Origin of the sequence: Pseudozobellia sp. WGM2 (genome assembly GCF_017810075.1) — a bacterium.
GTDB lineage: Bacteria > Bacteroidota > Bacteroidia > Flavobacteriales > Flavobacteriaceae > JADNYK01.
Window position 1 is genome coordinate 765638 of sequence record NZ_JADNYK010000001.1, and the last position, 26455, is coordinate 792092.

Genomic DNA, 26455 nt, shown 5'->3' on the forward strand with positions numbered 1-26455 from the left:
TACCTAAATTTTTACCAAAAATTCTACGAGGATTATTTTAGACGGACATCGGATACCGAAGCACCCGAAGGTATCATTGGGAAAACATTATCTTCTTTTTCAACTTTTACCTCTAGAAAGTAAGGGTTTTTAGAAGCTATCATTTCTTCGATAGTCGATTGCAAGTCTTCTCTTTTACTAATTCGCTTTGATTCGATATGGTAGCCCTCCGCAATTTTTACAAAATCAGGATTCACCATAACTGTAGATGCATATCTTCTATCAAAAAACAGCTCTTGCCATTGTCGTACCATACCCAAGTGGTCATTGTTCAAAACCACAATTTTTACAGGAACGTTATGTTGAAAAATCACCCCCAATTCTTGAATGGTCATTTGATAACCTCCGTCACCGATTATTGCCACAACTTCGCGATCCATAGCACCCATTTTGGCACCGATAGCCGCAGGAAGAGCAAACCCCATCGTACCTAAACCGCCGGAGGTAATATTACTTTTCGATTCTTTAAATTTAGCGTACCTACAACCTATCATTTGGTGCTGACCCACATCGGTTACAATAACCGCTTTATTTCCAGAAGCTATATTGATTTGCTCGATAACTTCGCCCATGGTCAACCCTTCTTTCGTTGGGTGTATATCATTTTTGATAACCGCCTCAAATTCTACCTCATACTTCTTCTTGAACTCATTGTGCCACTCTTCATGGCTATTTTCGTTTACCAATGGTAATATTAGGTCTAAGGTTTCTTTAGAATTTCCTAACACGGCAACATCTGCACGTACATTTTTATTGACTTCTGCCTTGTCTATTTCAAAATGAATAACCTTTGCTTGTTTTGCGTAGGTATCAAGATTTCCTGTAACACGGTCATCAAAACGCATTCCTATAGCAATCAAAAGGTCGCACTCATTGGTCAACACATTTGGGCCATAATTACCATGCATACCCACCATACCTACATTCAGAGGGTGGTCAGAATCAATAGCGGAAGCCCCCATAATTGTCCACGCTGCAGGTATACCTGTTTTTTCAACAAAAGCTTTCAACTCTTCTTCTGCCTTGCCCAAAATAACACCTTGCCCCCATACTATCATTGGCTTTTTAGCGCTATTTATAAGGTCTGCAGCAGCCTCAATCGCTTTTACATCTGGTTTAGGAACTGGATTATAACTACGGACCGCCGTGCATTTCTCATAGATAAACTCAAATTCATCAATTTGAGCATTCTTGGTTATATCGACCAATACCGGACCTGGTCTACCGGTCTTCGCGATATAAAAGGCCTTGGCCATTATCTCAGGTATTTCCTCTGCCTTTGTAATTTGATAGTTCCATTTTGTGACCGGAGTTGAAATACCAATAATGTCCGTCTCCTGAAAGGCATCAGAACCTAAAAGGGCGCGCGTCACCTGGCCTGTGATACAAACCATTGGAGTCGAATCAATTTGTGCATCTGCCAAACCCGTAACCAAATTGGTCGCTCCAGGACCAGATGTGGCCATGGCCACACCCACTCTGCCGGAAACTCGAGCATACCCTTGAGCAGCATGCGTAGCGCCTTGTTCATGACGAGTCAATATATGCGTAAGTTTGTCTTGAAACTTGTAGAGTTCATCGTAAACAGGCATTATCGCCCCACCGGGATAACCATATAATATATCGACGCCTTCAGCCAATAAACAATGAATAATGGCTTCTGCACCCGTTATTTTAAGTTTAGTTTTATTTTGAGGCTCTTCGGTCTTCATCTTAACTATTTCCATCTTTACGTTCAAGTATTAGTGCTTTTAGTCTTTGAAATGCAGACTAACCGGACACGTATTTAAACAATAAGAAATTTAATTTCTTTTTATAACTTTTCAATCTTAAAACTCATCGGTAACGCAACCTTTAGAGGCCGAAGAAACCGTTTTAGCATACTTATAGAGCACACCCCTATCGAACTTGAGCTTAGGTGCTTTCCACTTTCTTCTTCGCTCCTCTAAGACTTCATCACTAATATCAATATCTATAGTATTTTTTACGGCATCTATAACAATGGTATCCCCATTCTCTATCAAGGCGATATTTCCTCCTACTTGAGCTTCCGGAGCTACATGGCCTACTACGAAACCGTGCGAACCACCAGAAAATCTTCCGTCGGTTATAAGGGCAACATCTTTACCTAAGCCTGCCCCCATGATTGAAGAAGTAGGTTTTAACATCTCTGGCATACCAGGCGCACCTTTTGGTCCCTCATAACGAATGATAACCACATCACCCTTTTTCACTTTACCACTTTTTATACCTTCATTGACCGCAATTTCACTGTCAAAAACATTTGCAGGGCCCGTAAAAGACAATCCTTCTTTGCCGGTTATTTTAGCTACTGCACCCTCAGTCGCCAAGTTGCCAAAAAGAATTCTAATATGACCCGATTCTTTTATCGGTTTTTCAACGGTACGTATAATATCTTGCCCCTCATCTAACTCTGGAGCATCTGCTAAATTTTCAGCAAGTGTCTTACCTGTAACCGTTAAACAGTCGCCATGTAACATGCCTTGTGCCAACATGTACTTTAAGACACCGGGCACGCCACCTACCCCATGTAAATCTTCCATCGAATAGCGACCGCTAGGTTTCAAATCTGCCAATAACGGAGTAGAATCACTTATTCTCTGGAAATCAGCTAATGTAAATTCAATTTTAGCCGCTTTTGCTATGGCCAAGAAGTGAAGTACCGCGTTGGTAGACCCTCCTAAAATCGTGACCAATCGAATAGCATTCTCCAAAGATTTTTTGGTAACAATATCCGAAGGTTTAATATCTTTTTCGAGCAACAATCTTAAAGCTTCACCAGCTTTGATACATTCCGCCTCTTTTAGGTTTCCATCACTAACCGCCGGATTGGAAGAATTGAACGGTAATGACATACCTAAGGCCTCTATTGCAGAAGCCATAGTGTTTGCCGTATACATTCCACCGCAAGCACCAGCACCTGGGCAAGCTTTATGAATGACCTCTTTATATTCCTTTTCATCTATTTTACCGGCAACTTTCTGACCAAAAGCCTCGAAAGCTGATATAATATCCAATTTCTTTCCATCATGGCAACCAGAAGCGATGGTGCCACCATAAACCAAAACTGAAGGTCGATTTAACCTCAGCTGTGCCATTAAAGCACCCGGCATGTTCTTATCGCAACCAACTACCGTAACAAGACCATCGTAGCCCATAGCTTCAACAACGGTCTCCATTGAATCGGCAATAATGTCTCTAGATGGTAAAGAAAATCGCATACCCGGTGTACCGTTAGAAATACCATCACTAACCCCGATGGTATTAAAAATCAAACCAACCAAATCGGCTTGCTGAGTACCTTTTTTTACTTGCAATGCCAAATCATTAAGGTGCATATTACAAGGATTGCCCTCGTAACCAGTACTTGCTATACCTATCAGAGGTTTTTTTAAATCGTCATCTGTTAGACCAATAGCATGAAGCATGGCCTGGGCTGCCGGTAAAGTAGGATCTTGTGTTACGCTGTGACTAAATTTCTTCAAATTCATTTATCAATAAAAAATTGGTTGTTCTTAAATGTATACTAACGGTTGTTATTCAAAGGTATAGTTTTATATAATTTTGTATCTGACGGGCAGCATATGTATCTAAATCCAATAATAAATAATACAGATTAAATCGCTTATATTCAACAATTTAGGTGCAATATTTTATCATATTCAATTCATCTCTAAACTATCATACCCTATATTTAAATAAAAACTATGCACGTATATATCGAAAAAAACATAAAAGGCCTGTATCAATATGAGTTTGATACAGGCCTCTAAAGTCAATAGAATTCTATATCACCCCTCTATAGGAATGACCAAGACCAGTACGACTTTAAGATATTTGCTAATCATAAGAACAATATTATATAAAATATGAAACTCTTCAAAGAGTCATCAAGAATAAATGTTTACTACATCTATTTTACTTCAACTTGAATCTCACTTTATCTCCATATTTTTTCTGGGCCATTATTGAAATGGCTTTATCTGAAAGTTGCAAGATTCTAGGGTATCCACCTGTTGTCTGGCCATCTTTCATGAGCACCATTATCTTGCCTGAAGGAGTTAACTGAACCGTACCAGGCAAAGTAGCCGAGGTAAGCATCGATATTTCATGCCCAGGTATTTTTTCTTCCAATTGATAGGCCATTCGGTTATTTTCATTAGAAACGGTAAATTCTTTAGAGAACAACCATTCAAGTTGTTTGTCATTTAACAATTCGTATTCCGGACCAGCCGAAACTTTTAAAAGATTTTCTCCTAAAAACGAATCTAAGCGTAATTCGGTAATTTTTGGGTTGAAAACTGCGGTCTCAATGTAGTCGACAACATCTCTATCTTGTAAATGATTTTTTTTTGTGATACTCGAAAAAAAGGAACGACTGCCCAAGACTATTGGAGCTTGAAAACCATTTTTTACGGCTAGATATCCCCTAAATCCGCTTTCTAACTTACCAAAAGACAGAATATCACCCTTACCTATTTTTAGAACCTTATAATTAGCTACTTCGTTATTATTTAAGGTTGCTGAAATATTTGCACCACCTATGGCAATAAAGGTAGCACGCTCAAATTGCAAGGTTGGCCCGGTCATGGTCATTTCCATAACCGCATCTTCCTTTTTATTCTCTAACAAGGCGTTAATTTTGGTAGCTGAAAACGTATCCATATAGCCCGCTACGGGTACCCCTTTGTTCAGAAAACCATAGCGCCCCTGATCTTGAATGGTGGTAAAAAGCCCGGCCTTTAAAACTTTAAGCATCCAATTCTATTTTTTCTAACTTATATATACCTACTTCCCCTTCTATTTTATGTAAATCGTACTCCGCTTTTTCGATACTATAAAACTGCACCTTATCTCCAACACTTATAAAACAAGGCTCCTCTTTTTTAGGGTCGAACATGGGTACCGAGCAATTGCCTATAATATTCCAACCTCCGGGAGACTGTTGAGGATAAATTCCTGTCTGTTTCCCTGCAAGACCCACAGCTCCCTTTAAGACTCTGCCTCTTGGTTGTGGTCTTCGGGGTATTTCCAAGTCTTTTGGCAATCCACCCAAATACATAAAGCCAGGTAAAAAGCCGATGCAATATAGTGTGTAAATATGTGATGTATGCAACTGGATAACTTCACTCTCCGACAGGTTAAGATAACTTGCCACTTCTGGTAAATCTATGGCAAATTCGGAATCATAACAGACCGGTAAACGCCAAAGGTATTTTTTATGGGTTGCCATCTCTTTGGCTTCACCATACCACTTTTTTAATTTTATTTCAAACTCATTGAAGTCAATGGGGTATTCTCTCTGAATAAGGGTGACCGAATTATAGGCAGGCACTACTTCCCAATTTTCATCTTTTAAACTGGCCTCGTTCAAATATCTGGTAAACCTAAGAATATCATCTAGAATTACTTCTTCGACTTGTGAAGGCCATTCGATTAATATTGCATGCACACCAAAAGGCCGTATTGAAATTTCAAAGGCACTCACTTGATTCTGGGATTAGGGTTTGGAAACTGTTGCCTAATATACGACACTATTTCAAATGCCGCCGAAGTATCACCATGAATACAAAAGGTATCTGCCTTTATTTCTTTCAATTCGCCATTAATAGTTTTTACTTGACCTTTATTTTTAATAAGTAGTATATGTTCTAAAACTTTCTGCGGATTTTTAATCAACGCATTTGAATTGCTACGAGCCACTAAAGACAGGTCAGCATTATAATTTCTGTCGGCAAAAGCTTCATATTTGATTTGAAAACCTTGTTCTATCGCTTCATTTTCGATTTCAGAGCCATAGGGCACCAATAAATGAGTCGTTGATTTATGTTCAACTATTGCGCTCAAAAATAACTTGGCCAGATGGCTATTTTTATTCATATCATTATATAGAGCCCCATGGGCTTTGATATGGTCTAATTGCACGTCTTCATTTTCTATAATATCAATTAGAGTACGTATTTGTTCCTTTATGCTTTTGACTAGCTTCTTTTCAGAAATATCTATAGAAACCCGCCCGAAATTATCGGGGTCTGGGTATGAAGGGTGTGCCCCAACTTTTACTTGATACTGTTTAGCGAGTCGAACAGTCTTCTCCATCGAAACTTGGTCACCAATATGCCCCCCACAAGCTATACTACATGATGTTATCAACGGAAACAAACGTTCTTCACCTGCACTACTTTCACCTGCATCGCAATTGATTTCGATCATTTTAATTCTAATTTTAATTCAAGTATCTCGCTGAAAGATAAAAATAATTGGTGGGCTTAAAAACAAACAACATCAATGAAAAAAACTTAAAGTGAATGCAAGAACTTTCTTTCAGCAACCTTAATGAAAGCAAAGGTTTTCACCACAATTTTAACATTTTAACTTGCCGTTTATCTAAAAAAATGCAGTTCGTCTAAAAGTAGAGTGCCGTACATCGAGTATATATACTATTACAAAAAATAGAGGGTTATTATATTTCCAAATCGAACAAACCGGTCTTTAACCCCCCGGATAAAATTGACCTACTTATATGGCTTGTGCAGAATGTAACAAACAACTCGATTACTCTGAAAATAAAAGGAGTATTGATTCTTTAGGTGTTGAGCTTTGCAGCTCACATTACAAACGAATGATTAAATTAATGAAGAGCCATAACACCCCAAAAGAGGCTATTCAGCTTTATTATGGTCTCAAGGAGGCAGGTGTAACCGCTATGCTAGAATGGTGGGATGGAACAAAATCTATTGATATCGCAATTTCAAGAGTTAAACTCAATATAGAAATCGATAGTGAATATCACATGATGACCCACGAACAGGCCATTAATGATCTAGAGGAAGCTATGCATTCTTTTAAAAACGGATTTACAACTATACGAATACCCCATGTGCTCATAAAATATTATCTAAAAGAAACCGTTAATAACATTCTTGGAATCATGGAAGGGCTTCGTGTACACATAAAGGCCATCTAACTTAAAAGCTTTCATCATGCCCAAAAAAGACAATATTCTGAAAGTTCCCTTAAGAGTTTCAATTACTATCGTACTCTTAGGTATGCTATTAAATATTCTTGAGTGGCCCTACGCAACAGAAGTCATTCTTTTTGGTTTTGCCAATACCGGTATTCTGTACCTTTTTAGATTTGGCAATAAAAAGGATAAAAAATTCATCGATTTTGTGAAACTAGTCTTAGTTTTAAGTTGGACGATTAACGGAGTTCTTACCACCTTAGATCTTTCCTATACCTTAATACTTCAAATTTTAGTCGGACTCTCTTTTGTTACTTGGTTCGTTATGGAAGGTACAGCATACTTTCTTGATGAAGATCGCAGAGTCAAAAATCATAAAATTCAAGTCATCTGGAATTTTGCTATGGTCGTCGGAGCATTGGCTATCATCACCGGAAGCCTATTAAATGTTATGAATTGGAAATTTGCTATTCCGTTATTGGTATTCGGTGTAACCATTATTGCGGCGTATATCTTAAAAGATATCTTTACTTCGAACAAAATCGAGAACAACGACCGAAATAACGAAGAGTTTCTACTTTAAGCTACCTTAGTAGGCCATTACACAGGTATCGCCTGCACTCGTCTTATAGTACAACCTAATATTAATAACATACTTTTTACCTTTCAGTAGTTTTTCTTTAATCACTGAATTTCTATCTTCTCCGCTATCGTCATCTCCAGAGAGATATATATTTTCATCATTGACCACTTCCGATAACACCATAACGGTATCCATATTACCGAAAGTTCGAATCGTGTAATACCTTGACTCTTCTGGTGAAAATTCTAAATTAATCTGATTACCGGCATTGATTGAAATGATTTCCGAATGAAAAGGCTTTAACGCTACAAAAGTTCGTTTATCGATTTTCGGATAAAATTGTTTTACCCAAGAAATATCTCGATTAGAAAGACCATCTTCCGGTGAAAGCCCGTCTTTATACTTTGGTGGTGCTATTATCATATTGGCCCCAAATGGATAATGCATAATAGAATTTGGATCCCAACTTGATCCCTGAACATCATCTGGTGAAATTTTTCTTATGATGTTATGAAAAGTTTGCTCACGTGACCAAAAGTTAGGTGCTGCCGCCAAAGCACTGTAAACGGCCTCCTCATCCCAAACAATACCAGCCTTAGGGTTTTGATGTTCATGGGGAAAACCCATGGCGTGCCCTATTTCATGGAGAATGGTATCTTCATCGGAAACAATATCCCACCCAAAATTCATCGTGCGCTCTTCTTTAGGTATGTCCCAAGCATCTCGACCTACATAAGACCAAGAACCTTCTCCTTTGGCGAAACCTATCCGTATCAAAGCCTCTAAGTGATCATCGGTCTCTTCAAACTCCAGTCCTATTTCATGGCTTTTCCACGTTGCAAATGCATTTCTTACAGCTTCTTTTTCATCATTAGTACCTTTCCAAAAGAGTTTAGATTGATTTCCACTGGCATCGGTAACTGGTGTAAAAAAAGAATCTCTCTCAAAAAATGAATATTTCAATTTTGTACCGTTCACCCATTTTTTGGCCATGATTATTATGGCCTCCATTCTCATAGGCCCCACTGGGCTGTCAAATGCAGGCTCGGGCATTTTGGGTAGGTTGCAATAGTGAATTTCTTTTTGATCTCTCATTGTTGAATCTTTAAAAGTTGATGAGAATATGAAAGTAATGTCTACTTCTAAAGTATATGAATTCGATTTACTAAATAGTGATACTTGTATAGATTGTAATCTATTTTGTACGATTGGCATGTTTGCCTTAAGAATTATACTTCTGTAGCACTCAGACAAAAAAGGTAAAACACTGTTTTTCAGGATGATTAACAATGAAAGAACATCTACTTTAAGGAGTAAAGTTGCCGTTAATCTACATTTAGGTAGACAATCGAATTAAATGCCCGTTGCACGATCTAAAGTCGAAACTGATTACCTATCTCCGTTTTATAATAAACCCTGATCTTATGAAACAAAAAACTACTATTAATGATTATTTGATCTATATATTTTGTGCCGTTTGCTTCTTCTGGTCTCTATATGTAATTTTCTTTAGAATGACCCCGTAGAAAGTATTAAAAGCAGGCTTCAACATTCCAATATTGATTTATTCGAATTCTTATTGTAATTTCTAACCTTAAATTCAACTTATATCAGAAATTCAATATGAAAACGAACAAGAGACGAGCATTTTTACAAAAAACGGGCATTATCGCTGCCTCTACCGCCTTTGCACCAAATGCCCTATGGGCAGCGACAAACGCTCAAAAAGATAAACTTGGTGTAGCCCTAGTAGGTTTAGGCTACTATAGTACCGACCTCTTGGCGCCTGCGCTACAATTAACAAAAAACTGCGAGCTAAAAGCCATTGTAACCGGTAGTCCAGAAAAAATTCCAGTTTGGCAAGAGAAGTATAATATAGCCGATAAGAACGTTTACAGCTATGATACTTTTGACGACATCGCCAAGAATGATGAAATCGATGTTATTTATATTGTTTTACCACCATCAATGCATGCCGAATATGTAATTAAGGCAGCCAATCTAGGAAAACATGTCTGGTGCGAAAAACCTATGGCACCATCCGTAGCAGAATGCGAAGCCATGATAAAGGCATGTAATGATAATAAAGTTAAATTGGCAATCGGGTATCGATGTCAGCATGACCCCAACATTCAGGCATATATGAAAGCCGCTAAGGACAAAACTTTCGGGAAGGTCGATATGGTTACATCGGCAGCTGGCTACTTTGACGGCCGCACCGACCATTGGAAACAGAAAAAAGCCTTGGGTGGTGGCGCAATGGGCGATATGGGAGTTTATGCCATACAAGGGGCTCGTTTGGCCACAGGAGAAGAACCTATTTCGGTATTGGCCCAGACGTTTACCAATCGACCGGAAATTTATCACGAAGTTGAAGAAACCGCAATGTTTCAGCTCGAATTTCCCAGTGGTGCAAGAGCTGCTTGCCATACCAGTTTTGGCATCTCGATGAACTATCTAAAAATCAACTATGAAAAAGGATGGTTACAAATGGAACCACACTCTTCTTACAACGGAAATAAAGGTGTTATGTCTAACGGAACTGAAATCAATTTTCCTATAGAGAACCAACAAGCTCGACAAATGGACGATGATGCGGCAGCAATTATGAACAAGACCGAATTAATGGTACCGGGAGAAGAAGGATTGAGAGATATTCGCGTAGTAGAAGCAGTCTATAAATCTGCAGCCGCCAATAACTTAATCAAAATTTAGTGCCTACCTGGCTAGCGTGAGTTCAAATTGAAAAACCTTCAATAAGAAAAACCCCAACTATTTTAAGATTATTCCCTCAAAATTTTGGGGTTTTTCTAGGTGTTGTATTTTAATCTAGTCTTTAAATTCGTTAGTGTATAAGAGACACATTAATTATGAAATTTAAAGATAAACTTACCTACATCTATGTGGCCTTCAACATTGTATTTATAATTGCGATGACTATTTTTTTGATTTATAGTTATCCTTTCTAAAAACAAAATTGGCGGTAGCATTTTTTGGTTCTCAATCGCACCTAGTGTAGGGTGAAACAGAAACTTTTAAATGCCATCGTAGCTTTTCTTTAAGGTAAAAACCACAACTAATAGTTGTGGTTTTTTTATGGTATCACTTAAAATATAAGTGTATTTCATCGAAAAAAAGTGCATTTCGTCTACTCGATAGCCTTAAAAGTATATATTTGCCTAGAACCTATAGAAACCTCATTTAACCCCGGTATCATGAAAGTAATTCTACTTGCATTGAAAAGACTTGAAGAAGAAAGACAATTGTTCTTAAGAATAATGAAAGATATTGAACGTTAGACAAAACGTTAAAAATCGAAAAAGGCCCTGTTTACTTAGCAGGGCCTTTTTTAGTTTTATATACTATACTATTTTAAATCACCCTAACCACCCTTCTCTATCAAGACTTCTATATTGGATGGCCTCGCCTATATGACTTCCGTTTACCGATTCTGATTTATCCAAATCTGCAATAGTACGAGCCACCTTTAAAATACGATCATAGGCCCGCGCGGAAAGATTGAGCCTTTCCATAGCATTCTTCAACAATTCCTTCGAGGCATCATCTAACTTACAGTACTCACGAATTTGTTTGGTGTTCATTTGGGCATTATAATGCACATTTTCAAGTTCTGCAAACCGTTTTGTCTGTAACTGGCGGGCTACCGTTACCCGTTTGCGTATCTCAACACTACTCTCTCCTTTTCTATCTTCCGATAATTTTTCGAACGGCACCGGTGTCACTTCAATATGAATATCGATACGATCCAATAAAGGACCGGAAATTTTACTTAAATACCGTTGCATTTCGGCCGGCGAAGAGGTCACCGGGGCATCGGGTTCATTAAAATAACCACCGGGGCTTGGGTTCATACTGGCAACCAACATAAAACTACTCGGGTATGTGACGGTAAAACGTGCTCTTGAAATAGTAACTTCTCGATCTTCTAAAGGCTGCCGCATAACCTCTAGTACCCCTCTCTTAAATTCTGGGAGCTCATCTAAAAATAAAACCCCATTATGTGACAGCGAAATTTCACCTGGTTGCGGGTAGGCACCCCCACCGACAAGGGCGACATCTGAAATTGTGTGATGGGGCGAACGGAAAGGGCGTTGACTCATTAAACCCATATTTTTTATTTTACCTACAACGCTATGAATTTTTGTTGTCTCCAACGCTTCATGCAATGTCATTGGTGGCAAAATCGACGGTAAACGTTTGGCCAACATTGTTTTACCGGCTCCTGGAGGACCGATTAGAATAATATTATGTCCGCCGGCAGCAGCGATTTCCATACAACGTTTTATACTCTCCTGACCTTTCACATCAGAAAAATCAAACTCTGGAAAATCTAAATTTTTATAAAACTCTTCCCGAGTGTCGATAATGGTTTGTTCGAGCGTTTCCCCTTTATCAAAATAGCCGATTACCTCACTGATATTTTCAACTCCGTACACTTTCAAATCAGAGACAATCGCGGCTTCTTTGGCGTTTTCTTTGGGAAGTATAAAGCCTTTAAAACCTTCTTCCCTTGCCTTGATGGCAATAGGTAGAGCACCCTTTATCGCATGTAGGCTTCCGTCTAAAGACAGCTCGCCCATGATAATAAACTTTTCAATATTCTCAGATTTAATTTGCCCCGAGGCGGCAAGTATGCCTAGCGCCATTGTCAGATCATAAGCTGAACCCTCTTTTCGTAAATCTGCCGGAGCAAGGTTCAACGTAATCTTTTTGCCTGGAATGCGATAGCCATTATTCAATAGTGCAGCAGCGATACGATAATTACTTTCTTTAATGGCATTGTCGGGTAGACCCACTAAGTGGTATCCAACACCCGTATCTACATTTACTTCACAAGTTATGGTCGTCGCTTCGACACCAAATACGGCACTTCCGTAAACTTTCTTAAGCATATTTTAATGGTTAACTGTCATTTTCACGAGATCCGTGCTATCATTTAGGTTCAAATATGAGCAATGATTTTGAGGTGGATTCTATTTCTGTCTTGTTCAACATCATTTTTCTAAACTTCCCATCAATATACATTTGAGCCTGATCTTTATAATGCTTACTAAACGGATTGCCCGATTGCCCTGTTGGTAGAATACTTATACTATTTTCAACATCTGAAAAATCTACTAAACGTCTTGTTGACGGACCCGAACTTACTTTATACTCCCCATCATCTGAATACGGAAAGAACATATTATTGATTACTTCACGGGATCCAATAACAGGAAAAGGACCTACATTGAAAAAATCACGTAAGGCCTCTACCTGCCCAATAGGGTGCCCGTGCTCAAGAGTATGAACTCGATTCCATGTCCATTTTGAAGTATCATCATCTAAAGATTCTTTTAAATTGTCAAATGCATTTCGAAAAGCCGAATTGACCAGTTCTTTTAATGTTTCAATTTTATCATCAGTCTTAATATTATCCCACCAAATAGATTCTGTATTGGCAAAAAGGGGCGCTATGGTTCGCTTAATTAAATGAGTACTTAGTAATTGGTCGAAAACTTCATGGTCCAACTCATCTATAAATGCATCTTTTAAGAGAAGATAGACCCACTTGTGGTACAGTGTGGCTTCAGTACTGTTCAGGTTATAAGTACCGTTCCAATTCATTAACTTATCCAAAAGTTCTAATTGTTCATCGTTCAAACCTACCGTATCAATGTGTTTGAGTAGGTTCTTAACAATTTCGACATCTACGGATGAAGTAACATCGTTCAGCATAGTGCCTACAGACTCTTTATCCCAATCATTTTTTGGTTCGAGCAACTGAACGATACGCTTTGCACGGTTTTCGGGCAAATAGTACCCCGGATAGAGCATACCGGCAATTGAATCTGGTTGATTGTTAGCCGAATAAACAAAATTCGATGGTGGGTTTATTGCGTGCGGATTTTGAGAAAAATCTAAATACTCTTTTTGAGCCGACAAAACATTATCTTTTTCATAAACCAATTTGGTATTTATACTATCTGGTATATGATAGAGCTTGGCCGTAGCCCACCAAGCCACATTTCCTTCGGCGTCACCATACATTATGTTCAACCCTGGTGCATGAACATCTTGTAGAAAAGAAGCAAACTCATCTAAATTTTCGGCATGTGACATACCGTAAAGTGCATCCATAACCCTATTTTCCTCCTGGGTATAGATCCACCATATAGAAATAGGCCTTTCTCCTTCTACCCCATCTGCAATTCCGTTTAAAACTGGGCCTCGATTTGTTTTTCGGTAAGAGAAATCGATATTCCCAGAATCTTTGACCTTTATGGTTTTGGTCACAGTTTCAAAATTTTGCCAACCCATTGCAGTTCTATATTCTAAGTTGTTATCTGGATTTACATCCTCATAATAAAAATCGACGTCATCATTCTCGAACATCGTCATACCATAGGCTAGTTTACGGTTGTGCCCTAAAATAGGATATGGGACACCGGCCAAATGATAACCATAATTTTCATAGGTAGGAGTACTTACATGCGCCTCATACCAAACGGATGGTTGTGAAAAGCCAATATGTGGGTCGTTTGCAAAAATCACTTTTCCATTTTTCGTTTTTTCTGCGCCTAAGACCCAGCTATTGCTTCCTTCAAATTGTGGAATATGATATTTTTGAAGAACATTGAAAATTCCAGCGGTTAACTCATCATTTACCGAATCGTTCTTATTATTTGAATGGTTCTTTAACCAAACCGTTGTCGTATCGCTTGGTATTGCTAGGTCTTTCAAATATTCGTCACCTAGCTCTTCTTTAATTTTGGTCAGCAATGGGTCTGTTTTATGAGCCATTGCAAAACTAAAGGCCATATAACCCATTACATTATACACATCTTTTATAACAAAAGGTTCTTTATCGATTCCGGTGAGATAGAACTCAATTGGTGTTGGCCCCTGTTCAATAAACTCATTGATACCATCAAGATAGGCTTGAGTGAGTTGCACCCCGGGATCTTTAGAATTCAGGCTCGCTACGGTTTTTTCAGAGGCTTCATCGATGCCCAAGGCTAGAAAAAATTTATCGGTTCGAAGTAGTTCTTTTCCAAACAGTTCCGATAGGTTACCTTTACCTATTCGACGCAAAAGCTCCATTTGCCACAGTCTGTCTTGCGCATGCACATACCCCAGGGCTTTAAAAGCGTCTTTATCATTTTCTCCGTAGATATGAGGAATTCCGTAAGGATCGTAATAGGCCTTAACCTTTGAATCAAGATTTTTTAATTTGACCTGTCCATGGTAATCGGGCCTCATGCTGTTTACAAACAATAAACCAGAAATAACGATTAAAATAACCAGACCAATAAACCACCACAGTACCTTCTTCAATTCAGTCGAAATTTATAATTGTTAAGGTCAAGATAGTTTTAATGGCGAAATAAAAAAAATAAGCCTTTTTATTTTGAGATTAATTAAAAAACTTTTTCCCACATTATTTGTTACAATTTTAACATTTCTTGTTAATATTTCTTAATATTTTCATCGAAACTAATAAATTCAAATACCTATATGAAAATTAAATTTACAAAACTGTTACCCCTAAGTCTAACCTTCGGATTGATTCTAGGTTCATGTTCAGATGAACAAATAGTTCAAGAAGATGTTAAGACCACAACGGCAGTTCGTGCCCAAACTTCACAAGAACTGAGCATCGAACCGACAAGTCGTTTTGATTTGGACACCGAACGCCTGATCAATGATTTCGACCTCAAATTAAAGTTATCCGAGGCCGTAGAACCAAGTGAGTGCGGTCCGACCCCCTTCAATGAAGTCGCTACCTATTACAACAATTTATTGATCGACAGCTTCATTTCCGTTTGGGACGGAAACCCTGAAGCCATTGATATAATTCTCGGCGATTACTTCGTAATCAATCAAATTGCTGCCACCACAGAAAACAACAATACCGATTATTTTGGAGCAAATGGTGAGTACACCAATTTTATGAAGAAAAACGTAAGAAGCTTGGAGAAGTTCTGGGAAATGTCTAACCTGATACAGGTGAACGGTCAACACACGGCTACCTTAGAGGACCTCGATTTCATACAATACATTTACGAAGTTTATTCTGATGCCACTCCTGAAGACATTGAAAACATTATGGCAATAGCCGAACATTTCAATTCAAATAGTGACCAAATTCCGGAAAATCCATTTTTTGCATCCGATGGCTTCGCCACTTTTGATAGAACCATAGTCATTGGCGATGGTATTGTGACCTTTCTTGAAGAGGCCGGACTTGACCCAAAAGTGGTATGGTCAAGTATTTTGGCCCATGAGTGGGGGCATCAAATTCAGTTTTTAAATTTTGGCTCGTGGGAATACCCCGTACCGGCATTTAATAATACGCCGGAATCGACTCGAATGACTGAATTGGAGGCCGATTTTATAACTGGCTACTATTTGACCCACAAACGCGGTGCCACTTACAATTGGAAGCGCGTAGAAGACTTTCTATCGGCCTTCTATTTCATAGGAGACTGTGGCTTTGAGAGCGATGGTCATCACGGCACTCCTGCGCAACGTCTAGCTGCGGCCAAAGCTGGTTATAACTTGGCAAACAACACTAAGAAAAAAGGGCATATCTTGAGTCAACAAGAGGTTCATGACGCCTTCATTTCTACACTTGACTTGATTATCGAAGATTCAATTCTTTAAAATCTGTTGAACTATAATCTTTTATGCTAAAGGTCGCCTGTCGTTAGGCGGCCTTTTTCTCTTTTGTAAACTATTTCTTGTTCACTCTGAAAGTTCGAAAGCCCTTGTCTCAACCATTCGAGATATGTGTCGCTATCAGTATACTGCACAGCGTTGTTCAAAATTTCCAGTTCTGGGGATAGCAGCACATAGTAAGGCTGTGAGGCGGCGTTAAAGTTAATAGTCTGAAAGGTACCCCACTTCTCCCCTATGGTCTCTATGCTCTTGACCCGCCCTGAATCGAACTTGTAATCAAACTGCTCTGCTTCAGGAAGTTCTTTTCTATCATCGATATAAAGTGAAATCAGCACATATTCTTCCTTTAGAATCGAATAAATCTCAGCTTCGCTCCAAACATTTTCTTCCATCTTACGGCAGTTAACACAAGCCCATCCGGTAAAATCGAGTAAAATGGGCTTATTCACCTTTTTAGCATATACTACACCTTCATCAAAATCTTTAAAGCAATTTAAGCCTAGGGGACAATCGCTCTCCGTCTCGAATACACTATAAAATGCAGGAGGCGGAAAGCCACTAAGAAGCTTTAAACTTGAGATATTAAAAAGACCTAAAATTAAATAAAGGGATAATCCGACACTCATAAGTCCCGTTACCTTTCGCCCTGTAGATAGTTTTTGGTTGGGGCCATCGTGAGGAAATCGGAATATACCGAACAAATACAAGGCAAGAAGAAGAAAAAGAACTATCCATATACCCAAGAAAATTTCTCTTTTCAAGATGCCCCAATTACCGACCATATCCGCATTGGAAAGAAACTTAAGGGCTAGGGCCAATTCTAAAAAGCCGAGAACCACTTTTACCGTGTTCATCCATCCGCCAGATTTAGGAAGCGAATTCAACCACGCCGGAAATAGTGCAAAAAGTGCAAATGGTAAGGCCAATGCTAGACCAAAGCCAGTCATGCCCGCACTTAAATTGGTCGCTACATCACCTTCTTCTAAGACCGTACTGCCCAAGAGTCCACCTAAAATAGGACCGGTACACGAAAACGAAACTATCGCCAAGGTCACCGCCATGAAGAAAATACCTATTCCCCCACCAACTTTCGCCGAAGCGGCATCCATTTTATTGGCCCAAGAACTAGGTAGTGTGAGTTCGTAATAACCAAAGAACGAAAAGGCAAAAAACACGAACACCACGAAGAAAACGATGTTCAACAATATATTCGTTGCAATAGTATTAAGTATTTGTGAATCAACCGAATCGAATAAATGAAAAGGTAGACTTAGCAAGAAGTAAATTAGCACGATAAAGAAGCCATACAAAAGGGCGTTCGCTATACCCTTGGCCTTCTGTTTCGAATGTTTTGTAAAGAATGATACGGTCAATGGTATCATCGGAAATACGCAAGGTGTCAATAAGGCTATCAATCCGCCTAAGAAACCAAGGCCAAAAATCATCCATAATTCTGAACCGGCACCTACCGTTTCTTCCGAGCTTTTAAGTAGCTGTTTGTTCTTAAGGTTCAATTTTAAAGAATTGGCCCTAGCCGCGCTCTTTTCATCAATAGTCTGCTCAGTCTTTACCGCTTCACTACCATCTAAAACAAAGGAAAAATCAACATCTACCGGTATACAAACCTCTTTACAGACTTGATAAAAGAGATTGACATTTATCTGATTAATATCAGGATTAAGCAACTTTATTCGTTGCGTAAAAATCGCTTTCTCTTTAAAAAACGTTTCGTCGACCTCAAAAATATCGCTGTACTCGGTAATCGTTTCGCTCTCGGTGGTCTCACCAATCAATTCATAGTCTTCTCCCGCATTCTTAAAATTGAACTCACTGGGCAATGAGCCACCTTCAGCAGTGAATTGAGAATAAACATGCCAGCCCTCATAAATAGCTGCCGAAATAATGAGCTGGTACTCCGTAGCAGATATTTCTTCTACCTTCGTAGTGAAAAGAACAGGGTCTTCATCGCTTTGCGAATAAGCCTGTAAAAAACTTAATAATAATGATATAGATAGAATTATCTGCTTCATTAATTCAATATAAATTTTAATATTTTTTTAGTCTTATCAGTAACTTTAAAACGCTCATCGGCACGTCTGCCGATTACCCAAACGATTTCGTTTTGAGAGCACAGTAACCATTGCTGTTCTTTGGTAAGAATATCGACCTTCTCATCTTTAAAATACTTTGAAAGCTTCTTCTTGCCTCTCATACCCAGGGGATGAAAATAGTCGCCATTTTGCCAGTTTCTTATCGTCAAGGGATAATTTAACGCATCTTTATCTACATAAAGTATGTGTTCACCTATTTCGTCTAGTTCTTCCACCTCTTTAATAGTCAATGAAATCGGATTTGACAGCTCGAATTGGTCGGCCTCTAGCGAATATTCGACATTATTCTCAATAGTCATTTCAGTCAAGAGCAGCTCACCCCTATCTTTTATTAACCGATGTGTTTTAGAAATGAGTTCTTTTCCGCTAATTGTTTTTGTTAGCTGAACCAAATCCTTAATTTCCGTAAAACCGTATTCTTGAAAAAGTGCATATAGATAGCCCTCTAAAGGGTGAAGTTTATCCAATTCCTCAATTGAAATATGTACAACGCCATTTTTTTTTACAAATAAGTTGTTCTTTAGATAAGCAACTCTTTCTTTAACAATTTCAGCTGTTTGAGATAAATATTTTTGGGTAGATTTAAAATTATCCAAGAAATTTGGGCTCAACTCTTTTAAAGTTGGAACTAATTGATGACGTATTTTGTTTCTTAAGTACTTCGTATCTTTATTACTGGCGTCTTCCCTCCATTGCAAACCCCTTTCCTTAGCATGATCCAAAATTTGTTGCCGTGAAAATTGAAGTAGGGGTCTTGAAATAAAATCTGTTTTTTCAGGTATACCTGAAAGACCATCAATACCGGTACCTCTAGACAGATTGATTAAAAACGTTTCTAAGCTATCATCTGCATGATGTGCGGTAACCAAGGTATTGATACCACTTTCGCTCATAATATCAGCAAACCACTCATACCGCAATTGCCTTGCCCCTACTTGAAGTGAAAGTTTATTCTTATTCAAATAACCTATTGTATCAAAATGAGTTACGAACAAAAATTTATTGTTGCTGGCAGCAACATCAGACACCAATTTTTCATCGGCATCACTTTCGGCACCCCTGAGCCTAAAATTACAATGGGCTACGGCAAAATCGAGTTTAAGGGTAGCACATAGGTCCATCATAACCATACTATCTACCCCTCCGCTAGCGGCTACTATAAATTTTTCCTGCAATAGATTAGGAAAGTTATCTTCGATATGTTTTTTGAAATTTGCTAACACGCTGCAAAGGTAAGGAAGTAGCCCGAGGTACAATCACGATAAACCGACAGTAACCTACCCCAATTTTTCAAGCACCTCGCGCATAGCCTTGGCCTTGAGCAAACATTCTTCATATTCTTTTTCCGGTACTGCCTTGGCTGTAATTGCACTGCCGACCGAAAAGGAAACATATTTCTTTGTGGAATTATACAAAATACTTCGAATGACCACATTGAAATCAAAATCACCATCAGGACTAAAATACCCAACCGCACCACTATAAAGGCCCCGTTTAAAACTTTCATGCTTTTCAATAAGTTGCATGGCCGAAATTTTCGGAGCTCCGGTCATACTCCCCATAGGAAAAGTCTCCTTTATAATATCTACTGGGTTTTTGTTTTCGGCTACCTGAGCCGAAACTGTCGAAATCATTTGGTGCACTTGTGCGAAGGAATAGACTTTGCAAAGTTCCTCGACCTTTACCCCTCCTTTTAAGGCACTTTTAGAAAGGTCGTTACGAACCAGGTCGACAATCATAATATTTTCGGCCCGTTCTTTTACATCTTGCTCTAAGCTATTTTTCAATCCGGTATCTTCTATCACATCCTCAGCCCTTTTGGCCGTACCCTTAATCGGTTGGGAAATCACCTTCTTGCCGGTTTTTCTCAAGTATCGTTCCGGTGAAGCGCATAAAAGATGCTTATCCCATATTCTTAAATAGGTAGCAAAAGGTGCCCTAGAGATAGCATTCAGTTTTTGGTATGTTTTATAGGGATTAATTTCAGTATCCTGAGCATAAAATTCTTGACAGAAATTGGCCTCATAAATATCTCCATGCTGTATATGCGCCAATAATGAATTTACTTGCTTAAAATACTCATCTTTGAACGTACGAAGTTTTATGCGAATGTCTTTGGAGTGGTCATAGTCATGAAAAGCAGGTGAATTTCCTTCAGTGATAGACTTGAAATCGTCTTCTATCTCATCATCTACCATTTTCATATAGCTGAACTCTACTGAGCCATCAATAATCTTAATTATTTTTTTGGGCTGAAAAAAATACAGTTCCGGAAATTCCAGTCCGTCATGGTTTTTAGACGAAAGTTTTTCAAGATCATTCTTCAAATCATAAGTAAGATATCCGAAGATATAATCATTCGTTTGATTCCGGTACTCCTTTAGCTCATCAAAGGCATTGTGATGGTCTGTTTGAATGCTGGTTAATCCGTCGACTGCCAATAGCCCCTCAAAAGTACCATACTTATCGTGGTGACCATTACTATCGAGCCAAACGGTTTCATCATATTGTTGCGCCCAAGACAGCAGATCGGTCTTAAAACGCGGTATATCTGAAACTGAAAACAATTGGGTAACCCGCAAACAAGTAAAATTAGATTCTAGATAGAAAATTTTGTACGGCTGTGCTATGTGCCTGGGCTAAGTCAGCATCTACAATCGATTGGCCACTACCCAAATTATCCAAGAAATTTGGGAGCGAAAAAGTACCGACCACTTTAGCCCCAAAACGTGGCAGTAAAGCCTCTACCACCCCAATTGCCCCGGCAGCACCTCTCTTACCTTTAGAGGTCGACATTAACAGCACCGGTTTATCTTGCAAGAAATTGCGTTCGAGTCTAGACAACCAATCTAAAAGGTTCTTAAAATAGGCTGAAGGATTACTGTTGTGTTCGTTTACAGATATAATCACCCCATCGGCTTCGGAAATATCGTTCTTCAGTTCAATCATTGAATTTGAATAACCATTTTCTCTCTCATGGTCTTCACTATACATCGGAAAGGGAAAATTTGCCATATTCAACACCTGTACCTCATGGCCCTCAATGGTCGAAACCGTATGTTTCACCAATTCATAATTGATAGATTTTGAAGAATTGCTGCCAGCAAATGCCAATATCTTAGCCATAGTAAGTTTATTTAAGTGTTTCAGCGAAAATATATCAAATACAATTGATTTGCGAGTAATTTATCTAATTTTGCCCCGAAAGAAATCCAAAACCCTTGTTTTACAAGTATATAGGCTAGAGGTCATCAAATCAAAAAACAACCAGTGAGCAACTCTTCTACCAGATTATATTTTATTGATGCAATGAGGGCATGGGCAATTCTCATGATGCTTCAGGGTCATTTTATCGATGGACTTCTTGATACGGCCTTTCGTGATAGTTCGAATGCAGTTTTTAATGTTTGGAAATATTTCAGAGGCATCACGGCACCTGTTTTCTTTACCGTATCCGGATTTATTTTCACCTATCTATTGGTTCGGGGCAAGAATCTTGGTTTTAAAAATCCGAGAGTTAAAAAAGGTATCAAACGTGGACTTGAACTTCTTTTTATAGGATACCTATTACGAACTAATTTGTTAGGCCTTTTTAGTGGGCAGCTCTATGATTCATTTTTCATGGTAGATGTATTACACTGCATCGGACTATCCTTATTGGGAATCATTGGTATCTATTTACTCACCTATCAGAAGAAAAAACATGTCTTTACTATCAGCCTTGCCAGCATTGCAATAGTACTTTTTCTCTTTGAGCCTATGTATAAACAGTGGGGCTTTTCTTTTTTACCCAACGCTTTTGCCAACTACCTGACCAAGGCCAACGGGTCGGTCTTTACAATTATACCATGGTTCGGTTATGCCGCCATTGGGGCCTCTTTGTCATTGGTTTTTACACGGTTTAAAGAAATCAGGTTCTTTTATCCGATTGCTATTACCACTGCTGCAAGTTTAGGGTTTTCTTTAATATACTTCTCTTCGGATGTATTTCTTGCGTTTTCAAAATTTACGGGCATTCAATTATTTGCCGATATCTTTTTTAACAACTACCTCTTTATTCGTTTAGGAGATGTTTTTATAGTGTTCGCCGTTTTTATGTTGTTACGGGGCCTTATGAAAAACAGTACGGTCTTAAAAATTGGCCAAAGCACGCTATCAATTTACGTAGTTCATTTTATTATTCTCTATGGAAGTTTTACGGGATTGGGCCTTTATCGCTTCTTGCATCACTCCTTAAACTCCTATATCGCTATTCCAGGAGCGTTATTATTTATGTTCTTCAGCACCTATTTTGCACTGCGCTACGAACAACACAAAGAGGAAATAAAGCTACATATAACAACCGTAGTCAAATTCGTTTTCTCTTCAGTCGAAACTCTTGCTATTGCCGCATATGAAATGGCAAAACCACGTTTTATTCGATTTCTTCGAAGGTTCGGGTTGGTAAAAAACTAAATACCACCATTATTTAGTATCTTAAAGGTAAAACAGAACAGATACTATGAGCGATAAAAATTACAATCCCATTCAAGTCGATTTAAAAACTGATAGACGCTACTCTTGGTGTACCTGCAGTTTTAGTAATGAGCAACCATTCTGCGATGGTTCGCACAAAGCCAACAAGGCCACCCCTCCCATGGTTTTTGAGGTTAAAGAAGACCGTGAAGCTTGGTTATGCACTTGTAAAGAAACCAACACTCCACCCTATTGCGACGGTTCACATAACAACTAAAAAAAAGACCCGATAAATTTTTATCGAGTCTTTTATAATTTGCTTAAACCTTTTTTTTCTAAATATGTAAAGCGCGGTCATCGGTAGCAGCCAATGCCGCCTCTTTTACCGCCTCGGCAAAAGTTGGGTGTGCATGGCTCATTCTTGAAATATCTTCAGCAGAGGCCCTGAACTCCATTGCGGTAACCGCCTCGGCGATCAAATCGGCACAACGTGCACCGATCATATGTACCCCAAGTACTTCGTCGGTTTCTTTATCGGCCAATATCTTTACAAATCCGTCAAGATCCATACTCGCACGTGAACGGCCTAAAGCGCGCATAGGAAACTGTCCCGTTTTGTAAGCAACCCCGGCTTCTTTTAGTTCTTCCTCGGTTTTGCCTACAGCGGCAACCTCCGGCCATGTGTAAACGACACCTGGAATCAAGTTATAATCGATGTGCGGTTTTTGACCCGCTAACTGCTCAGCAACCAAAGTACCCTCTTCCTCAGCTTTATGCGCCAGCATTGCACCTCGTATCACATCACCGATGGCATAAATGTTCGAAGTTGACGTTTGTAAATGGTCGTTGACCTCAATTTTTCCGCGCTCATCAATTTTAACTCCGGCAGCTTCTGCATTCAATCCATCTGTATACGGACGACGACCAACGGAAACCAGGCAGTAATCACCTTTAAGCTCTATTTCTTGACCTATCTTGTCATCTGCTTTAACGATTACTTCGTCTCCACTTCTTTCTACTGATTTCACTTTGTGCGAAAGGTTGAATTTCACCTTTTGCTTTTTCATCACTTTGGTAAGCTCCTTCGAAAGGGAAGCATCCATAGTCGGTATGATCCGGTCCATATATTCAACGACCGTTACCTCGGCACCCAATCGCTTGTACACCTGGCCCAATTCGAGACCAATTACCCCTCCACCAATAACAATAAGGTGTTTCGGTATTTCTTTCAACTTTAAGGCTTCCGTTGAAGTTATGATTCTTTCCTTATCGATTTCTATAAAAGGAAGTGTTGAAGGCTTACTTCCGGTAGCGATGATAATATTCTTAGCCTCAATCGTTTCCGACTTACCGTCATTTTTTTTGATATCGATATGTGTGGCATCTTTAAAACTTCCTAATCCCTCATAAACATTGATTTTATTTTTGTCCATCAAGAACTCGATTCCTTTTGTGGTCTGATCAACTACCCCCTGCTTACGTGCAATCATTTTCTCAAGATTCACCTTCACGTCGCCCGGTATTTCGATTCCGTGGGTATCAAAATGCTTTACGGCATCTTCATAGTGATGGGAAGAATCTAACAAAGCTTTCGAAGGTATACAGCCTACATTAAGGCAAGTACCCCCAAGGGTGCTATATTTTTCGATTATTGCCGTTTTCATTCCCAATTGGGCGCAACGAATTGCAGCTACATATCCTCCAGGACCAGAGCCGATAACGGCCACATCATATTGACTCATAAATTTCTCTTTGAATTGAAATACAAAATTAATACTAATTTCTGTTTTAGCGAACCGTTCTACCATTTATACAAAGGAGTTGCACAAAGCAGGCTAAAATTGTAATATTACGCATTAGCTAACACAGATTTTATGCAAAGTTCACAGGGAGGAGAGCACCGAGAAGATGAAAATATCGTAGAGAACAGAGAGTTAAACATTTTTGAGGCACTCATACCCGTTATTGCTTTGGTGGCCATGTTAGCCTATAATGTTTATGTTTTCGGAGACGATGCCCTTAGCGGTTCAAACCAGTTCATACTTCTTCTTGGCGGCGCGGTAGCCGCAATAGTCGGTTTTCGCAACAAGGTCTCCTACAAAAAGATGATCGGAGAGGTTTCCGAGAACATTAAATCGACTACAGGAGCCTTATTGATCTTATTGATGGTCGGGGCTTTGGCAGGTACATGGCTGATCAGTGGCATTATACCCGCCATGATTTATTACGGGCTGCAGATTTTAAATCCCACTATTTTCTTGGCCGCCTGTGTCATCATATGCGCCATTATATCCGTCGCCACCGGCAGTAGCTGGACGACCTCTGCCACTGTAGGTATTGCCCTTATCGGAATCGGCGAAGCTTTGGGCGTTTCTTTGGGAATGACCGCTGGTGCCGTACTCTCGGGCGCTTATTTTGGAGATAAGCTCTCTCCACTAAGTGATACTACGAACTTGGCCCCGGCAATGGCCGGCGGTGAATTGTTCGAACATATTCGCTACATGCTCTACACTACTGTACCGACAATTAGCGTCACCTTAATAGTCTTTATCATAATTGGACTGAACATCGATACCAGTGGCTCCGCTGAAATAGGATCGCTGTTAACATCTATTGATGCTACATTCACGATCAACGGATGGCTTTTTATCGTTCCGGCAATCGTAATCTTTCTCATCGTTAAGAAAACTCCCCCTCTAGGAGCTCTTTTAATCGGTACTTTGTTAGGTGCATTGTTCGCTCTAATTTTTCAACCGGAAATCGTTGCAGGTATAACCGAATCAAGAACGTTGACATTCGAAAATGGTTATAAGGGAATTTTAAAGGCTATAACAGTCGATACCGCAGTGCCCACAGATAATGAGGCGCTGAACGATCTTTTCTCAGCCAGTGGTATGGCCGGCATGTTGGGCACTATCTGGCTAATCGTTTGCGCCATGGTCTTTGGAGGTATAATGGATGGTATAGGAGCCTTAGATCGCATTACCAAATCACTGTTGAATATGGCGCAGTCTACTTTCGGACTGTTTGCCAGTACGGTTGGTAGTTGTTTGGCGTTGAACATCACGGCTTCCGATCAGTATTTGGCCATTGTAGTGCCCGGAAAGATGTTCAGTAAGGCTTACGAAGATAAAGGGTTAGCTCCTGAAAATTTGAGTAGAACGCTGGAAGACTCCGGTACCGTAACTTCGGTCTTAATACCCTGGAACACCTGTGGTGCCTATCACAGTGGTGTTTTAGGCGTCGGTACGGCGGAATATGCCTTCTTTGCCATTTTTAACTGGCTCAGCCCCATAACCACTCTTGTTTTTGCAGCATTGCATATCAAAATCAAACATTTGGTTTCGAAAAAAAATAAATAAACAGTAGACTGAAATTTTAGTTGAAAAACTGTTTTATCGATTTCGGAATTTGACTTCGACTTTCTTATTGAAAAGCCAAAATTGCAATCTCGAATTTACGGCAATCACAACTTCTTTAACTTACCATCTCAAGCATTCGCAATAGTTATCGGCCAATAGATTTTTTAAATCTACTACTGCATAAAACGAGGGATAAGAACGTAATTTTACATTCAAATAGAAATCACAAAATCAGATA

20 protein-coding genes are annotated in these 26455 nt (G+C 39.2%); 7 read left to right on the forward strand and 13 right to left on the reverse strand.

What is annotated here, in order from left to right:
* Positions 1–32: 32 nt before the first annotated feature.
* The 5 genes from ilvB to pxpA form a co-directional block, all read right to left on the reverse strand.
* Positions 33–1766, reverse strand: coding sequence for a biosynthetic-type acetolactate synthase large subunit (ilvB, locus tag IV512_RS03425; protein WP_209400606.1), 1734 nt, complete (start codon positions 1764–1766; stop codon positions 33–35).
* Positions 1767–1868: 102 nt separating this feature from the next.
* On the reverse strand, positions 1869–3551 hold the full coding sequence (gene ilvD, locus IV512_RS03430; RefSeq protein WP_209400609.1) for a dihydroxy-acid dehydratase: 1683 nt from the start codon (positions 3549–3551) through the stop codon (positions 1869–1871).
* Positions 3552–3978: 427 nt separating this feature from the next.
* Positions 3979–4818 carry a biotin-dependent carboxyltransferase family protein gene (locus IV512_RS03435; RefSeq protein WP_209400611.1) on the reverse strand — a complete coding sequence of 280 codons (840 nt, stop codon included), beginning with the start codon at positions 4816–4818 and terminating at the stop codon, positions 3979–3981.
* Complete coding sequence (gene pxpB, locus IV512_RS03440; RefSeq protein WP_209400613.1) at positions 4811–5548, reverse strand: 5-oxoprolinase subunit PxpB; 738 nt, start codon at positions 5546–5548, stop codon at positions 4811–4813. Before pxpB ends, IV512_RS03435 begins: the two co-directional genes overlap by 8 nt.
* Positions 5545–6273: a 5-oxoprolinase subunit PxpA gene (gene pxpA / locus IV512_RS03445; RefSeq protein ID WP_209400615.1), complete on the reverse strand. Its 729-nt coding sequence runs from the start codon at positions 6271–6273 to the stop codon at positions 5545–5547. The genes pxpB and pxpA overlap by 4 nt, the downstream gene beginning before the upstream one ends.
* Positions 6274–6583: 310 nt before the next feature.
* On the opposite strand from pxpA, the gene IV512_RS03450 reads away from it, so the two are divergent.
* Positions 6584–7027: a hypothetical protein gene (locus IV512_RS03450; RefSeq protein WP_209400617.1), complete on the forward strand. Its 444-nt coding sequence runs from the start codon at positions 6584–6586 to the stop codon at positions 7025–7027.
* A 16-nt stretch (positions 7028–7043) separates the two neighbouring features.
* On the forward strand, positions 7044–7607 hold the full coding sequence (locus tag IV512_RS03455; protein ID WP_209400619.1) for a hypothetical protein: 564 nt from the start codon (positions 7044–7046) through the stop codon (positions 7605–7607).
* A gap of 6 nt (positions 7608–7613) precedes the next feature.
* On the opposite strand, the gene IV512_RS03460 is transcribed toward IV512_RS03455, so the two are convergent.
* Positions 7614–8702, reverse strand: coding sequence for a M12 family metallopeptidase (locus IV512_RS03460; protein WP_209400621.1), 1089 nt, complete (start codon positions 8700–8702; stop codon positions 7614–7616).
* 528 nt (positions 8703–9230) lie between these two features.
* On the opposite strand from IV512_RS03460, the gene IV512_RS03465 reads away from it, so the two are divergent.
* Positions 9231–10322, forward strand: a complete 1092-nt coding sequence (locus IV512_RS03465; RefSeq protein ID WP_209400623.1) for a Gfo/Idh/MocA family protein — start codon at positions 9231–9233, stop codon at positions 10320–10322.
* Between the two features lie 662 nt (positions 10323–10984).
* Here IV512_RS03465 and IV512_RS03470 read toward each other — a convergent pair.
* Both IV512_RS03470 and IV512_RS03475 read right to left on the reverse strand, forming a co-directional pair.
* Positions 10985–12520, reverse strand: coding sequence for a YifB family Mg chelatase-like AAA ATPase (locus tag IV512_RS03470; RefSeq protein ID WP_209400625.1), 1536 nt, complete (start codon positions 12518–12520; stop codon positions 10985–10987).
* A 40-nt stretch (positions 12521–12560) separates the two neighbouring features.
* A complete protein-coding gene (locus IV512_RS03475; protein WP_371743251.1) occupies positions 12561–14945 on the reverse strand; it encodes a penicillin acylase family protein in 2385 nt (794 codons plus the stop codon).
* A 180-nt stretch (positions 14946–15125) separates the two neighbouring features.
* On the opposite strand from IV512_RS03475, the gene IV512_RS03480 reads away from it, so the two are divergent.
* Positions 15126–16274, forward strand: coding sequence for a hypothetical protein (locus tag IV512_RS03480; protein ID WP_209400627.1), 1149 nt, complete (start codon positions 15126–15128; stop codon positions 16272–16274).
* A 26-nt stretch (positions 16275–16300) separates the two neighbouring features.
* On the opposite strand, the gene IV512_RS03485 is transcribed toward IV512_RS03480, so the two are convergent.
* The 4 genes from IV512_RS03485 to IV512_RS03500 are packed head-to-tail and all read right to left on the reverse strand — an operon-like array spanning position 16301 to position 21526.
* Positions 16301–18319 carry a thioredoxin family protein gene (locus tag IV512_RS03485; protein ID WP_209400629.1) on the reverse strand — a complete coding sequence of 673 codons (2019 nt, stop codon included), beginning with the start codon at positions 18317–18319 and terminating at the stop codon, positions 16301–16303.
* The gene (gene tilS, locus IV512_RS03490; RefSeq protein WP_209400631.1) at positions 18319–19623 is read right to left on the reverse strand and encodes a tRNA lysidine(34) synthetase TilS; all 1305 of its coding nucleotides are present in this window, start codon (positions 19621–19623) and stop codon (positions 18319–18321) included. The genes IV512_RS03485 and tilS overlap by 1 nt, the downstream gene beginning before the upstream one ends.
* Positions 19624–19677: 54 nt before the next feature.
* Positions 19678–20982, reverse strand: coding sequence for an anthranilate synthase component I family protein (locus tag IV512_RS03495; RefSeq protein WP_209400633.1), 1305 nt, complete (start codon positions 20980–20982; stop codon positions 19678–19680).
* Positions 20983–20992: 10 nt separating this feature from the next.
* Positions 20993–21526 (reverse strand): NADPH-dependent FMN reductase, encoded by a 534-nt coding sequence (locus IV512_RS03500; protein WP_209400635.1) that lies wholly within the window; start codon positions 21524–21526, stop codon positions 20993–20995.
* Positions 21527–21670: 144 nt separating this feature from the next.
* On the opposite strand from IV512_RS03500, the gene IV512_RS03505 reads away from it, so the two are divergent.
* Together IV512_RS03505 and IV512_RS03510 are read left to right on the forward strand one after the other, a co-directional pair.
* Positions 21671–22855 (forward strand): heparan-alpha-glucosaminide N-acetyltransferase domain-containing protein, encoded by a 1185-nt coding sequence (locus tag IV512_RS03505; RefSeq protein ID WP_209400638.1) that lies wholly within the window; start codon positions 21671–21673, stop codon positions 22853–22855.
* Between the two features lie 46 nt (positions 22856–22901).
* Positions 22902–23132, forward strand: a complete 231-nt coding sequence (locus IV512_RS03510; RefSeq protein WP_209400639.1) for a CDGSH iron-sulfur domain-containing protein — start codon at positions 22902–22904, stop codon at positions 23130–23132.
* A gap of 58 nt (positions 23133–23190) precedes the next feature.
* Here the strand turns inward: IV512_RS03510 and lpdA are convergent, their stop codons facing one another.
* Entirely contained in the window at positions 23191–24597 is a 1407-nt protein-coding gene (gene lpdA, locus IV512_RS03515; RefSeq protein WP_209400717.1) for a dihydrolipoyl dehydrogenase, read from the reverse strand.
* Positions 24598–24729: 132 nt separating this feature from the next.
* Here lpdA and nhaC point away from each other — a divergent pair, with 132 nt between their 5' ends.
* Positions 24730–26217: a Na+/H+ antiporter NhaC gene (gene nhaC / locus IV512_RS03520; RefSeq protein ID WP_209400640.1), complete on the forward strand. Its 1488-nt coding sequence runs from the start codon at positions 24730–24732 to the stop codon at positions 26215–26217.
* Positions 26218–26455 lie beyond the last annotated feature (238 nt).